Annotated in this window: 14 protein-coding genes and 1 pseudogene; 5 read left to right on the top strand and 10 right to left on the bottom strand. The window is 43.4% G+C overall.

Features of this window, described 5'->3' with window-relative positions; translation table 11 throughout:
* Window positions 1–192: 192 nt before the first annotated feature.
* Window positions 193–1,647 (bottom strand): PLP-dependent aminotransferase family protein, encoded by a 1,455-nt coding sequence (locus tag MJQ52_RS11710; protein WP_094247322.1) that lies wholly within the window; start codon window positions 1,645–1,647, stop codon window positions 193–195.
* Window positions 1,648–1,775: 128 nt separating this feature from the next.
* Between MJQ52_RS11710 and MJQ52_RS11705 the strand changes: the two genes are divergently transcribed.
* Window positions 1,776–2,687 carry a DMT family transporter gene (locus MJQ52_RS11705; protein WP_094247321.1) on the top strand — a complete coding sequence of 304 codons (912 nt, stop codon included), beginning with the start codon at window positions 1,776–1,778 and terminating at the stop codon, window positions 2,685–2,687.
* Between the two features lie 148 nt (window positions 2,688–2,835).
* Window positions 2,836–3,012: pseudogene (locus MJQ52_RS11700) on the top strand (DUF255 domain-containing protein); the annotation flags it as partial.
* Between the two features lie 32 nt (window positions 3,013–3,044).
* On the opposite strand, the gene MJQ52_RS11695 reads toward MJQ52_RS11700, so the two are convergent.
* Entirely contained in the window at window positions 3,045–3,194 is a 150-nt protein-coding gene (locus tag MJQ52_RS11695; protein ID WP_258570283.1) for a hypothetical protein, read from the bottom strand.
* A gap of 331 nt (window positions 3,195–3,525) precedes the next feature.
* Between MJQ52_RS11695 and MJQ52_RS11690 the strand changes: the two genes are divergently transcribed.
* Both MJQ52_RS11690 and MJQ52_RS11685 read left to right on the top strand, forming a co-directional pair.
* Window positions 3,526–4,953, top strand: coding sequence for an SIR2 family protein (locus tag MJQ52_RS11690; protein WP_094247319.1), 1,428 nt, complete (start codon window positions 3,526–3,528; stop codon window positions 4,951–4,953).
* 391 nt (window positions 4,954–5,344) lie between these two features.
* Window positions 5,345–7,414 (top strand): thioredoxin domain-containing protein, encoded by a 2,070-nt coding sequence (locus MJQ52_RS11685; RefSeq protein WP_094247907.1) that lies wholly within the window; start codon window positions 5,345–5,347, stop codon window positions 7,412–7,414.
* Here the strand turns inward: MJQ52_RS11685 and MJQ52_RS11680 are convergent.
* Window positions 7,411–8,307, bottom strand: a complete 897-nt coding sequence (locus MJQ52_RS11680) for a CPBP family intramembrane glutamic endopeptidase (RefSeq protein ID WP_094247318.1) — start codon at window positions 8,305–8,307, stop codon at window positions 7,411–7,413. The two genes, MJQ52_RS11685 and MJQ52_RS11680, sit on opposite strands and share 4 nt — an antisense overlap.
* Before the next feature lie 214 nt (window positions 8,308–8,521).
* Between MJQ52_RS11680 and MJQ52_RS11675 the strand changes: the two genes are divergently transcribed.
* Window positions 8,522–9,853: an MFS transporter gene (locus MJQ52_RS11675; RefSeq protein WP_004393001.1), complete on the top strand. Its 1,332-nt coding sequence runs from the start codon at window positions 8,522–8,524 to the stop codon at window positions 9,851–9,853.
* Window positions 9,854–9,884: 31 nt separating this feature from the next.
* Here the strand turns inward: MJQ52_RS11675 and MJQ52_RS11670 are convergent, their stop codons facing one another.
* The 7 genes from MJQ52_RS11670 to ssbA form a co-directional block, all read right to left on the bottom strand.
* A complete protein-coding gene (locus tag MJQ52_RS11670) occupies window positions 9,885–10,265 on the bottom strand; it encodes a VOC family protein (RefSeq protein ID WP_004392999.1) in 381 nt (126 codons plus the stop codon).
* Window positions 10,266–10,320: 55 nt separating this feature from the next.
* Window positions 10,321–11,259 (bottom strand): LacI family DNA-binding transcriptional regulator, encoded by a 939-nt coding sequence (locus MJQ52_RS11665; protein ID WP_070082670.1) that lies wholly within the window; start codon window positions 11,257–11,259, stop codon window positions 10,321–10,323.
* Between the two features lie 62 nt (window positions 11,260–11,321).
* Window positions 11,322–12,080 carry an exodeoxyribonuclease III gene (locus MJQ52_RS11660; RefSeq protein ID WP_094247317.1) on the bottom strand — a complete coding sequence of 253 codons (759 nt, stop codon included), beginning with the start codon at window positions 12,078–12,080 and terminating at the stop codon, window positions 11,322–11,324.
* 26 nt (window positions 12,081–12,106) lie between these two features.
* The gene (locus MJQ52_RS11655; protein ID WP_048367907.1) at window positions 12,107–12,634 is read right to left on the bottom strand and encodes a methylated-DNA--[protein]-cysteine S-methyltransferase; all 528 of its coding nucleotides are present in this window, start codon (window positions 12,632–12,634) and stop codon (window positions 12,107–12,109) included.
* Window positions 12,631–13,212, bottom strand: a complete 582-nt coding sequence (locus MJQ52_RS11650) for a bifunctional transcriptional activator/DNA repair enzyme AdaA (protein WP_434181817.1) — start codon at window positions 13,210–13,212, stop codon at window positions 12,631–12,633. Before MJQ52_RS11650 ends, MJQ52_RS11655 begins: the two co-directional genes overlap by 4 nt.
* Window positions 13,213–13,402: 190 nt before the next feature.
* Entirely contained in the window at window positions 13,403–13,642 is a 240-nt protein-coding gene (gene rpsR, locus MJQ52_RS11645; RefSeq protein ID WP_004392983.1) for a 30S ribosomal protein S18, read from the bottom strand.
* A gap of 43 nt (window positions 13,643–13,685) precedes the next feature.
* On the bottom strand, window positions 13,686–14,204 hold the full coding sequence (ssbA, locus tag MJQ52_RS11640; protein WP_004392979.1) for a single-stranded DNA-binding protein SsbA: 519 nt from the start codon (window positions 14,202–14,204) through the stop codon (window positions 13,686–13,688).
* Window positions 14,205–14,241: the final 37 nt, after the last annotated feature.

The raw sequence follows: 14,241 nt of genomic DNA, 5'->3' as shown, positions 1-14,241 counted from the left end.
ACAAACGGCCGGACTTCTTCCTTTTTAATCTTTAGTATATTAAGGATGCAAGATTGACCGAAGTTAAAGGAGGTTAGAATATTCTGATCTCCTTTAACTTTCTCATCTATCTCTGCCTTGCCACTCACTGCATCCCGATTCGCCAAGTTTAAAACGAACCATGCAGTTTGAATTCCGGTATGCCGCTGTCTTTTAAATTTGTCTGCTTGCCAATTCCTTAATCATCAAACCCAATTCATAAATTCCCTTTTGAAGGTCTTCAAGAGATGCATAAGCATATGATAAGCGAATATAATTCCCTTTTTCCTCAGCATAGATACTGCCGAGATTGAGCAGAACCCCTTTTGATAAGGCTTTGGTATAAAGTAATTTCATGGATATGGAAGGCAATATTTTTACCCAGACAAAGAATCCTCCCTTTGGGATATTCCATGTCGCCACATCTTTCAAATGAGTTTCTAAAACACTCAAGGCCAATTCTCTTCTCACCTTTAATTGACTTCTCACCTGTTCTAGATGCTGCTGGTATTCACCGGATATAAACCACTCAGCCGCTACTCTCTGGGATAACGAACTGGAGCCGTAATCTGTTTGCATTTTTATGTCGGATAAACGTTCAATCACTGGTTCCGGCCCGACGATCCATCCAATCCTCAAGCCCGGACTTAATGTTTTCGATAAGCTGCCTATGTAAAGCACATGCCCATTTTTATCAATTGTTTTAATAGGATCTGGAGGAATCTCATCGATCCATAACTCACGATAAATGTCATCTTCAATAATGGGAAGCTGTGCATTCTCACTTGCCGCAAGGATTTCTTCTCGTCTCTTTTTTGACATTAAAATACCTGTCGGGTTATGAAAACAAGGATTTGTATATAAGATAGCTCTCCCCCGTTCCCCCCTTGCCATGCGGATATGTTCCGGCAAAAGTCCATCATTGTCCATAGGAACTCCAGTCAGCTTCATACCGGCTGATTGAAAGACGTGTAATGAATAAAGATAGGAAGGCTGATCAAGATAAACGGTCGATCCTCTTTGTAAAAGCCCCATTGATATAAGCTGTAAGGCTTGCAGCGCTCCAGAAACAATAAGAATGGAAGAAGGAGAAGCTTGAATGCCGATTGTTCTTAAATAGCCGCTTAATGCCTCTCTCAAAGGCAAATATCCTTTTGGTTCCTCATATCCGAATGCCTCTATGTTTTGAGATACCTTTCCCATGATCTCTTTCATAACAGCTAAAGGAAAAATCTCATGTGAAAGTTCTCCTTTACTGAGCTGTATAAGATCAGAATTTGATTCTGATTTATTGATCTCTTGAACAATTTTTTGGCTTGGCTGCTGGATTCCGGAGGTTACATACTGATCCCAATCGGGAGCGGAATTCTTAGCCAAAAGTGTCCATGTATTGTTCGTAACAACTGTCCCTTTGCCCATTCTGCCTTCGATTAATCCATCCGCCGTCAATTCCTCTAAAGCTGTAATGACTGTGCTCCTGTTCACCTCAAAGTGTTTGGCAAGCGTGCGCTGGCTTGGAATCTTACTTCCGATCGGCCATTCTCCATTTCCTATTTTCTCTTTTATAAATTGAATGATTTGTATGTACTTAGGAAGCTTTCTCATCTTTTTTTCTTCTGGAGCGCTCATAAAAAGGATCCCCCTTAAAGTGGTTGGGTCAAAATCTATTTAACTGGTTGAAGTCATCTCCTCAAATCTTTATTAATATAGAAACACATTAAATAACTGGTTGGTTTTTGTAAAGAGGAGTGAGAAAGATGAGAAAGAAAACAGTTCGAATCGGCATATCTTACAGTCTGATGATTGGGTTGTGGGCATCAGCTTTCCCGGGAATTCGCGCGGGTTTGGAGAGTTACACACCGGAACACCTCGCTTTGTTTCGCTTGTTGATTGGGTCAATGGCATTGGTTGTTTTTGCTGTTTTGACTCGTATGCGTTTACCTGACATGAAGGATATCCCTGCTATTTTATCTTTAGGATTTTTAGGTTTTGCACTATATCACATTTTGCTGAATATCGGAGAAAAAACAGTCAGCGCTGGAGTTGCGAGCTTACTCGTGAGCATGACACCTATTTTTTCTGCAATGTTATCTCGTCTGTTTTTTGGTGAACATTTTGGGCTTTATAAATGGATTGGCTCTATCATAAGTTTATTGGGTGTGTCGATCATTTCTTTCGGGGCAGGAAACTATACAAATTCAGTGAACGGCATTTTGTTAATCCTGCTGGCAGCTTTTTCGGAGAGTATTTATTTCGTTTTTCAAGCCCGCTATATAAAAAAATATGGTTTTATTCCATTTGTGACATTCACCATTTGGGGTGCAACATTGCCTATGCTGATGTTTCTTCCGGGATTATGGGGAGAAGTTGTTCACGCTTCAATGAACTCAACATTGTCTATCGTTTACTTAGGCTTATTACCAACAGTTGTGCCTTACTTTGCACTTGCGTATGTCACTTCACTCGTCGGTGCTTCAGAAGCAGCCATTTCACTTTATTTAACACCAGCCGTAGCCTTGGCCATTTCTTGGGTGTGGTTAGGTGAAGTACCTGCGTTTATTTCTCTTCTGGGCGGCGCAGTTACAGTCGCCGGGGTGTGTTTCACCTATCTAACAGTAAATAAAAAGATAAAGATTTTAAATCCTTATTTCTTATCTAAAAAGCAATAAGGTGGATGAAGTTTAACCCTGAAAATAGAATCATAAGCAGTTCTCCTTTTTAATGACTTGGGTTTGGGTCACAAAGTTGAGTGTATGAATTATTTTAGAGGATTGTGGTATGTTAAACATACAAATATGAATAGAAAGAGGTGAGCCCATGCCAAACAATAGTAAACCCAACAGTTTAATCACGGAGAAGTCCCCCTATCTGCTCCAACACGCCCACAACCCCGTAAACTGGCACCCTTGGGGAGAAGAGGCCTTCGAAAAAGCGAAACGCTTAAACAAGCCGGTTCTTGTCAGCATCGGCTATTCGACTTGTCACTGGTGCCATAACATACCTAAATGTTTTTCAAAAGGTTCTAGTTAAGATAATAAAACGCCCCTCCATAATTTTCTTGTTAACATATCGACTTCTTCTAAAAGAGATTCAACTTCTAACTTCTTCTTCTGGGCTTCTTCAATCATATTTTTCTTTATGGATGTATACCATGAATTCAACTTAGATTTTAAAATCTCATATGGACCTTTCTTTCTTATAGACTATGATCGAAGAAAATCTCAACCTGAATATTTTCAAATATTATTAAAATATTTACATTAGTTGTATTATGTCAGATCAAAAAGCCATTTACAATTCTAACTGTGAAATGGTACATTTTAGCTACACCCCGACTATATGATGGCGTTTTGTTTGCGGCGATAGCCATACTTTCGAAACTTGTCAGTTGAATTTAAATCTTCTATCAAAACCCTATAAAATTCAATATTTAACATAATTAAACCGACAAGATAGTCCACTTATAGATAACGAAGATAATATTGAATTAAAAACGGAGTCAGAGCTATGTCAAATTATGATTCCTATTTAAATAGTTCTCTAGATCATTTAAAACAATATATTGCTAAAATGAATAGTAGGCCGATTTTATTTGTTGGCTCAGGCTTCTCTCAAAGATACATAAATTCTCCCACATGGAAAGAATTATTAATAAAGTTGATAGATGATAATCCAGAAATAAAGATGCCTATAGAGTATTTTATTCAAAATTATAATGGCGATTATGCAAAAATTGGATCAGAGTTAGTGAGCTACTATCAGGACTATGCTTGGAAAAATTACGAAGATGAAACAAATTTCCCTTCATTTTTATTCAAATCAACTTCAAAGAGTATTCATTTAAAATATAAAATTGCTCGTATATTAATTGACCACTTAGAACAATTTGATCCAGAGACTCATGAGTTAAAAACAGAAATTAAGTTGATACAAAAACTAAACCCCCATGCTATCGTTACAACCAATTATGATAATTTATTAGAAATGTTATTTCCTAAATTCGAAGCAATAGTTGGCCAACAAGTAATCCACCAAAAAAAGTCAACAAATATTGGTCATATTTTAAAAATTCATGGTTCAGTTGATGATTGCAATAGCATTATTATTGAACAACAAGACTACGACAATTTTCGTAAAAATCATATCTATCTAATTGCAAAGTTATTTACATATTTTATGGAACATCCAATTATTTTCATTGGTTACAGTTTAAGTGATGAAAATATCAAATCAATTTTATACAATGTCAAACGGATTATTGACCCAGATACTGAGCCAATAATTGATAATATCTGGTTCGTAGATTGGAGCAGGGAACCGATTGACCAAAATGAAACACCCTTTACAGAAAAATCAATACCCGTTGGAAACGGCGAGTCAGTTAGATTAAATTATATAAAGTTGCATACTTATGAAAAACTATATAAAGCCTTATATCAAGATTCTGTGGATATCGGGATTTTAAAGCAGATTGAAGAAACAGTGTATAATGTAGTAAAGAGTGATTCTATCACCAACCTCGAAGTGGATATTGTTAGTTTACGATATTTAACAGACAGGGAGCTTTTGTTAAATTCATTTACCTCATCTTCAACGACTGTAGAAAAAGATAACAAAAAATTATTTACTTTTGTTGATATTCAAGACCCAAACCAACTAGCGGCTCAGTTTACTCTTACAGCAACTGAATTGTGTAAACGAGTATATGATGGGGAGCGTTCCCGTTGGCACCACGCCTATGAATTAATAAACATTGTTAGTGAGAACACTGGTGTAAACTTACGCGGCAGTAACAATATGTATCACGTTAATATGAATCAAGTAACCAGGTTCTCAATGAATATGGTTCACTTATTAAAAAAAGTTAAAAGCATGGAGCCATATGAAATTAACATAGACGGGAAAGTAATAGCATTTCCGTCTGCTGTTGAGTAAAGAAAAATATTAAATTCAAACAATATAGTTATAGCTATCATGGAAGAGATAGTAGACGTTCAAAAACTAGCATAGGCTATTTTACAGCTTTTCAGGTGTTTAGAGAATGATGCTGAATGATAAAAATTCTTACGTAAATTGGGGTAAAGTTTCCTTGAGTTTGTAAGAATGGGAAAAATCAGAACTACGGAATCTCACCTATAAAAATTATAAAGATTACAGTTAAAAAGGTTTGTCAAACGTTTAAACTCTAAATTCACCCTACAATACAAAGACATGGTCCGATTAATAAATATTAATGCTTTGGTTATCAATTTTTAAATGAACGTATCTAATTCAATTCTTGTGATACATTAAGAAGGAATATAGCTAGATGAAAGCAGGTGAGCCCATGCCAAACAATAGTAAACCCAACAGTTTAATCACGGAGAAGTCCCCCTATCTGCTCCAACACGCCCACAACCCCGTAAACTGGCACCCTTGGGGAGAAGAGGCCTTCGAAAAAGCGAAACGCTTAAACAAGCCGGTTCTTGTCAGCATCGGCTATTCGACTTGTCATTGGTGTCACGTAATGGCTCACGAGTCCTTTGAGGACGAAGAGATCGCCGGTATGTTAAACGATAAATTCATAGCCATCAAGGTTGATCGTGAGGAGCGCCCTGATGTGGATTCCGTGTATATGAGAATCTGCCAGCTGATGACGGGGCAGGGCGGGTGGCCGCTGAACGTGTTCGTCACACCAGATCAGAAGCCGTTTTATGCGGGGACTTATTTTCCGAAGACGAGCAAATTTAACCGTCCGGGCTTTATCGATGTGCTTGAACATCTGTCCGAAACATTTGCGAATGACCGGCAGCATGTCGAGGATATCGCTGAAAACGCCGCCGCTCATCTTGAAGTCAAGGTTCACCCGGCTGAGGGCATGCTTGGCGAACAGGCGGTTCATGACACGTATCGCCAGCTGGTCGGCGGGTTTGATACGGTGTACGGCGGGTTCGGCCAGGCTCCGAAATTTCCGATGCCGCATATGCTCATGTTTCTGCTTCGCTACTACAGCTATACGGGCAAGGAACAGGCTTTGGCCGGTGTAACCAAGACACTCGACGGCATGGCGAACGGCGGAATTTTTGATCACATCGGGTTCGGATTCGCCCGCTACTCGACTGATAATGAATGGCTCGTGCCGCATTTTGAGAAAATGCTGTATGACAACGCCCTTCTCCTGACCGCATATACGGAAGCCTATCAAGTCACAGGTAATGAGCGCTACAAACAGATTGCGATGCAGATCGTAACGTTTATTCAGCGGGAAATGATGCATGAAGACGGCAGCTTTTTCTCAGCTTTAGACGCTGATACCGAAGGCCGTGAGGGGAAATATTACATATGGTCCAAAAAAGAAATCATGAATCTTCTCGGTGATGAACTCGGCCCGCTTTATTGCAAGGTGTATAACATCACAGATCAAGGCAATTTTGAAGGCGAAAACATCCCGCACCTCATTTTCACGCGGCGTGAGGCTATCCTCGAAGAGACCGGCCTCACCGAACGTGAGCTGGCCGAACGTCTTGAAGAGGCAAGAACAAAATTGCTGGAGGCCCGTGAAAACAGAAGCTATCCGCATACAGATGACAAAGTGCTGACCTCATGGAACGCGCTCATGATTGCCGGGCTGGCAAAAGCCGCAAAGGTATTTCACGAGCCTGACTATCTCAGCATGGCGGAAACAGCCATCCGCTTTCTCGAACGGCACCTCATGCCGGACGGGCGCGTCATGGTCCGCTATCGCGAGGGCGAAGTGAAAAACAAAGGGTTTATCGATGATTACGCTTTTCTCATCTGGGCTTATCTTGAACTGTATGAAGCGGGTTTTCATCCGTCTTATCTGCAGAAAGCGAAAACGTTATGTACAAGCATGCTGGAGCTGTTCTGGGATGAACGGCACGGGGGTTTCTTCTTTACGGGGAATGATGCTGAGACCCTTCTTGTCAGGGAAAAAGAGGTTTATGACGGGGCCGTGCCTTCCGGAAACAGCGCGGCTGCCGTACAGCTGCTTCGTCTCGGCCGCCTGACGGGTGATGTATCACTGATTGAAAAAGCCGAAGCGATGTTTTCCGTGTTCAAACGGGAAATAGAGGCCTATCCGAGCAGCAGCGCTTTCTTCATGCAAAGCGTACTGGCACACACAATGCCCCAAAAAGAAATCGTTGTGTTCGGAAGGAAAGATGACCCGGACAGAAAACGTTTCATTGAGGCGCTTCAGGAGCATTTCACTCCCGCCTATACGATTCTCGCCGCAGAACATCCGGATGAGCTTGCTGGCATTTCTGACTTTGCCGCGGGTTATCAAATGATCGATGGGAAGACAACGGTCTACATTTGTGAGAATTTCGCCTGCCGGAGGCCGACGACGGATATTGATGAAGCGATGAACACCTTACAAATCAGCAGCAGAGCCTAGGCGGCCTGCTGCTTTTCTTTTTTCACAAAACGGAACGCGAGCCATGCGAAGATGATGTTGATCACCAGAGTCGATATGCAATCGTATATTTCATAGCCCCCGGCTGCTGTTGTAAATACCGACGGAATGCCGCCGTACACCGAATGATCCTCTGTGAGAAAGATAAATAAAAACATATTATTGGCAGCGTGACCGCCAAGGGACATCTCCAGACTGCCCGTTTTAACCGTGATAAAGGTCCAGATCATGCCGATGGTGACATATCCGATTCCCGCCCATAGAGCCCCATTATCCATCTCCGGATTTCCGAAATGAAGTGCGCCGAATAATCCGCCGATAATGACCGTCAGAACCACCGCGTTTGCCGTCAATTTTCCGGCGAACTGTAGCAGAAAACCGCGAAAGAGAAATTCCTCCGCAGAGGTTTGAATCGGAACCAACAAGACGGCCGCCGCTAACAGCAGCAGAAAACGTGAAGCATGGAATTCCTGAAGCGTGAAACGATCCGGATGAATTAAAAAATCAATCAGCCCCGCGACAAACATCAGCACAACATATGTGCCGAATCCAAAGAAAATTCTCTTCCAGTTCAGCGACTGATTCGGTGTAATGATGGATAAAAACCGCCGCTTCATAATGAAACGAACCGCTATCCAAATGCCCGGAATCGCTATGAAATAGACGAGGTGCTGTAAATAAATATCCGCCAGCGGGTCACTTAATGCCGCCTCATCCCAATTTATCGTCAGTGAAGGATTGAAAGCGGACGTGAGAAACATATAAAACACAGTCAGCATGCTTCCGAAAAAGAATAAACCCACAATGACCAACAGAGAAAGAAGATATCTCGATACACTATTTCTTCCCTCTGCGGGCCGTACAAATGTATTCATATTTATGCATCAACTTCCTTTCCTTCAACATTTTACAATATAAACAGAAACAGATATAGGAAATGTTATATATTTTAAGAAGAAAGCGCTATGCCGTTTCCTTTGGCTCTGGTTATTTACACTCTGTTTTTGCCAAAAAAAGACCTTTATAATGTATTCGTCAGATAAATTTACAGTATTTTCTGATTACAACTGCTAAGTCAGGGGGTTTTTTATGAAACATCAGACATTCTCAAATGTAGCGAACCGATTAGACCGTCTCCCCATTTCGCGTGTGCACTATCAAGTATTAACCGCTCTCGGAATCATCTATTTTTTCGATCTCGCTGACCTGTTTACGCTCAGCAACGTGGCTCCGGCGCTGATTGAGCATTGGGGCGTGAAGCTGTCCGTCATTGCCGACATCACGGCTGCATCCTTCCTGGGCATGTTTTTAGGCGCCTCCATCGGCGGAAGGCTGTCCGATCGGATCGGCAGGAAAAAAGCGCTGAATTGTTTTGTCCTTGTCTTTTCGATCTCATCTTTTCTGAATGCGCTGGCATGGGACATTCCGTCCTTAATGATTTTTCGCTTCTTGACCGGGCTCGGCGTCGCGGCCGCCATGATTGTGACGAACAGCTATTTGGCGGAATTTTTCCCATCATCCGTACGGGGAAAATATATCTCCTTTTGCGCCATGATCGGACTAATCGGCGTTCCCGTCACAAACGTTGTTTCCGCTTTTGTCATTCCTTTAGGCTCATGGGGGTGGCGGCTCGTATTCGTATGGGGGGCGGCCGGTCTCATTTATTTCTTTTTTATCCGCCGGCTTGAGGAATCGCCGCGCTGGCACGAAAATCGGGGCGCATATGATCAGGCAAACGCCATTATGAACCGTCTTGAAGCACGTATAGAGAAAGAAAAAGGCCCGCTTCCCGCGCCAAAAGAGGCGGCAGAAGTACATACAGTGAAGCACGCAGGCTACTTAGGGCTGTTTCAGGGCAGGAATTTAAAGATCACCATCATCCTGTCAGCGGTATGGATTCTTGAAACCTTTGGCTTTTACGGCTTTGCTTCATGGGTGCCCAGCCTGCTGAAAAGCAACGGCATCACCATGGAAAAAACGCTGTGGTACAATGTGCTTCACTCTGTCGGCGCACCGCTTGGCGCATTGCTCGGTTCCATGATATCCGAGACGTTCCAAAGGAAATGGATTCTGGCCGCAAGCGCTTTTCTGACTGCCATTGCCGGACTGTTATACGGCATGACGTTTATTCCCGTCATGATTATTGTGTTTGGATTTGTCGTCAACGTCACGGAACGGGTTTTCACCTCAAACTTATACGCATATACATCGGAGCCGTACCCTACGGAATATCGCTCGGCCGGGAGCGGGCTGGCGTACGGGCTCGGCCGTTTTTCCAACATCTTCGGTTCCCTGCTCGTCGGATTTATTGCCGTAAAACTCGGATACATCAGTGTCTTTTTGTTCATCGGCGGCTGCTGGCTTCTATGTTCCGTTTTGTTAATTCTCTTCGGTCCGAAAACTAATGCTCAGCAAATTTAATCAATAAAACAGTGCGGGTTCCCCCGCACTGTTACACTGTGATTTCTATCAAATTGCCTTCCCCATCCTCTATCACGCTCTCATAATATCCGTCACCCGTCACGCGCGGGCCGCTTACAACCTGAAATCCGTCATTTTTAAACGTCTCCGTCAATTCATTCACCCGCTCCTTGCTGCCTGTAGAAAATGCGAGATGCGCCCATCCGGTCATATTCTGTGACGGAGCTTCATCAATGCCGCCTTTTTTCATAAGTTCCAGCCTGCATCCGGAGTCAAACGAAAGAAAGTACGATTTGAAATCTTTTTTCTCATTATGATAAAGGTCATTGGCCTTGGCGCCGAAGTATTTCTCATAAAATTCTTTCATCCGTTCTAAATCTTTCACCCATATGGCCGCATGTTCAATTCGCATATGTCCGCCTCCTTTTTTTCTCAATCTAGTTATAAAGCATGAAACCCATTTCAGCTCAAGACTTTTTCCGCTGAAATTGATGCATAATTTGTTTTTTAGCCGTTTCTCCGTGCAAAAACAGCAAAAATGCTTCCCTTCCGACCCGTTCCAAATGAAGTTCCAGAGATGGGATATTCAATGCCCGGCTGACGCTCAGATTTCCCTCGCCGATGATCTCCGCGTCCCATTTCTGTTCTTTCGCAAACTGGTACAAGCCGGCAGCCACGTCATCACTGTGCGCATAGATGGCCGTCGGCGCCTTGTCGAAACCCCAGAAGTGTTCACCTGCCCGCTTTCCGTCGTCCATATCATGGCATCCGACCAGAATGCGGGTTTCATCAAGAGAGCCGAAAACGGCCTTATATGCGGTTACCTTGTCGGCCGTACTCGGGCTTTTTTCCGCTTCCCGCACACATGTAAAAGCAACGTCTTGATGTCCGCGGTTTTTCAAATACAAAAAGCTTTCTCTGTAAGCTGCCTGCCTGTCATTATAAGCGCAGGGAATCTCTTGATGCTGCGTATATTCACAAGCGACAATGGGGCCGTATTCCAGGTAAGGCACGGCGGTTTCCCATTCATTCGCGCGGGACGTGACAATCAGTCCGTCAATCTTTTTCATTTTCAGCAGTTCGAAATAGGTCATCTCTATAGCGGGGTCATAGTTGGTGGGGAGAAGGGTTGTCACGTAATCATGGGCAAACGCTTCCTTCGTGATACCGTTTACAATTTTGTCAAAGCAGGGATGGTCACTGTACGGCAATATCACGCCGATCGTATTGGTCTTTCCGCGAATCAGATCAATGGCAGTTCGATTAGGGGTATAATCCAGCTCCTTCATCACTTGATTCACAAGACGCCTTTTCTCCTCAGATACGTACGGGTGTCGGTTTAATACGCGTGATACGGTGGCCACCGACACATTCGCCAGTTTCGCAATCTCTTTTATATTTGCCATGTGCTCCTCCATTTTCGGTGATAAAAAAGCAGCAAGAGTGGATTTCTCTTACTGCTATCTCATCATAAATCCACTGTCATTTCAACAGGGCAATGGTCAGAACCCATGATATCGGCACAAATGGCCGCTTGGCTGATCCGCGGCTTCAGTCTGTCTGAAACAATGACGTAATCAAGCCGCCAGCCGATGTTTTTCTCACGTACGTTCGTCCTGTAAGACCACCAGGAATAGGCGCCTTCCCGATCAGGATATAAATAGCGGAATGAGTCGGTAAATCCTGTGTTCAGCAGGGCGCTGAACGCTTCCCGCTCTTGATCCGAGAAACCGGCGTTCTTCCGGTTGGCTTTCGGATTTTTTAAATCTATCTCCCTGTGTGCGACATTCAGATCGCCGCATAATATCACGGGCTTCTTCCGGTCAAGCTTCTTCAGATAATCCTTAAAATCGGCTTCCCATTGAAGACGGTAATCAATTCGCTCTAATCCGCGTTTGGCATTCGGCGTATAACAGTTGACGACGAACACGTTCTCAAATTCAAGTGTGATCACCCGTCCTTCTTGATCATGATCGTCAATTCCCAATCCATAAAACACGTGAAGCGGCTTTTCTTTCGAAAAAACAGCCGTGCCTGAGTAGCCTTTTTTCACCGCATAGTTCCAATAGCCATGGTACCCTTCAAGCTGTAATGATACTTGTCCGTCCTGTACTTTCGTTTCTTGCAGACATAAAATATCGGCTTCCGTTTCCTGAACGTAAGTATTGATATCTATCTTTTTCATCACAGCACGTAAGCCGTTTACATTCCAAGAAATCAGTTTCATGTGTTCCCTCCTGTCCGGCTCAGCCGTCATTCCAGTGTTTCAATGTTTCCGCCCTCTAATGCCAGCAGCTGCTTTTTCATTTCTAAACCGCCTCTGAATCCGGTCAGTTTCCCGTTTTTTCCAATGACGCGATGGCACGGAACCGTAATCAATACCGGATTTTTTCCAATCGCGGCGCCCACGGCTCTTACGGCTGACGGTTTCTGAATCATTTTTGCTATATCCGAATAGGAGTATGTCTCGCCGTACGGTATGTCCATAAGCGCTTTCCATACAGCAAGCTGAAATTCTGTCCCGTAAAGATCCACCGGCACTGAAAAAGCTGATCTGCCATTTTCGATGTACTCGGACAGCTCTGCCGTGTAAGACGCCAGCTTCTCATCATCACGTGCCAATTGGTATTGCGGCAGTGATTTTTTTGCCCACTGCTCAAGCTCTTCAAAGCTTCCATGATTTGAACCTATAAAGCATAGCCCCTTAGATGTGGCGGCTGTATACAGGCTCCAATCATTCCGTGTGAAAAGTGTCCAATAGACCATTGTCTCTTTACTCATATTGAGCCTCCCTTTCCCATTCCGGCAGTTTTTCGGTATTCTGTGGGCGAATTTCCGGTTCTCTTTTTAAAAAGAGTGGCGAAATGCGCTGTGTTTGGAATTCCGACAGTCAGAGCGATCTCCATGACTGTCATATCAGTATGCTTTAAAAGGTGTTCCGCCTTCGACAATCTTATTTTCTGTATATACTCAATCGGGGACATTCCCCTGATTTTTTTAAATGTCCGCTGTAAATGATAGGGGCTGCCGTGACACATTTCGGCCAGTACACTCAGAGTCAGGGATTCGTGATAATGGCGTTCAATGTATTCAATGATTTGAGCAATCCATTCTTCATCAGGAAGACGAAGACCGTTCGGCCGGCACCTTTTACAGGGACGAAAATGTCTCTCGAGCGCTGCATCAGCCGTATCAAACACCAGCACGTTTTCTTTATTCGGAACTCTCGATTTACAAGAAGGCCGGCAGAAAATCCCCGTCGTTTTTACTGCATAATAAAATACTCCGTCATAAGAAGCATCATTGCGTATGATTGCGCTCCACTTTTCATCAGTCAGGATATTTCTGTCTGTCTCCATCTCAGCCACCCCCTGTTTTTCAGTATAAACAAATTCATTGCATAAGTACGCGTTTTTGAATAGAGGAGCAAGATAACAAAGATAGGTGTCAGGAGCACTTCCATGTTTCATGTGAAACATTTCGGCAGGATGGAGGGGGACTGATATAAAAAAAGAGCAGGAGCCCGTAGGCTCTTGCTCTTTTTTCGGCTTACTCGCCAGTTACGTATGGAAGTAAAGCCATTTGACGTGCGCGTTTGATCGCGATAGTCAATTTACGTTGGTATTTCGCGTTTGTTCCAGTTACACGGCGAGGTAAGATTTTACCACGCTCAGAAACAAACTTTCTAAGAAGATCTACATCTTTGTAATCGATGTGCGTAATGCCGTTAGAAGTGAAGTAACAAACCTTACGGCGTTTCGCACGACCGCCTCTGCGTCCTCCTGCCATTGTCATTTCCCACCTTTCTCGTTATGAATATAGCGATAATCTATTAGAACGGAAGATCATCATCCGAGATGTCAATCGGCTTGCCGTCGTTGGCAAATGGATCATCATTAAAGCTGTTCCCTTGATTTCGTCTCTGGTTGTTCTGATTTCCGCCGAACGGATTATCATTTTGGCCTCCGCCAAAGTATTGGCCTCCGCCGCTGTTTCCTTCGTTGTATCCGCCTGATCCAGAACCGCCGCTGTTTTTAGGCTCAAGAAATTGAACACTTTCAGCTTGGACTTCTGTCACGAAGACACGCTGTCCCTGCTGGTTTTCATAATTTCTTGTCTGGAGTCGGCCGTCTACGCCGGCAAGGCTTCCTTTTTTAAGAAAGTTTGCAACGTTTTCGGCTTGTCTTCTCCAAGTGACACAATTAATGAAATCGGCTTCACGTTCTCCGGACTGGTTCGTGAATGTACGATTCACAGCAAGAGTAAACGTGGCGACAGCCGCACCGCTTGGCGTATAACGAAGCTCTGGGTCTTTTGTCAGTCTTCCGACTAATACAACTCGGTTAAGCATATGAAAGACCACCTTTTAACATTATATATTTCAAATT

It is taken from the genome of Bacillus sp. jun7 (genome assembly GCF_051034795.1).
Classification (GTDB): Bacteria; Bacillota; Bacilli; order Bacillales; family Bacillaceae; genus Bacillus; species Bacillus velezensis.
The sequence above is the reverse complement of the archived record's forward strand: the minus strand, read 5'-3'. Positions and strand labels throughout refer to the sequence as shown.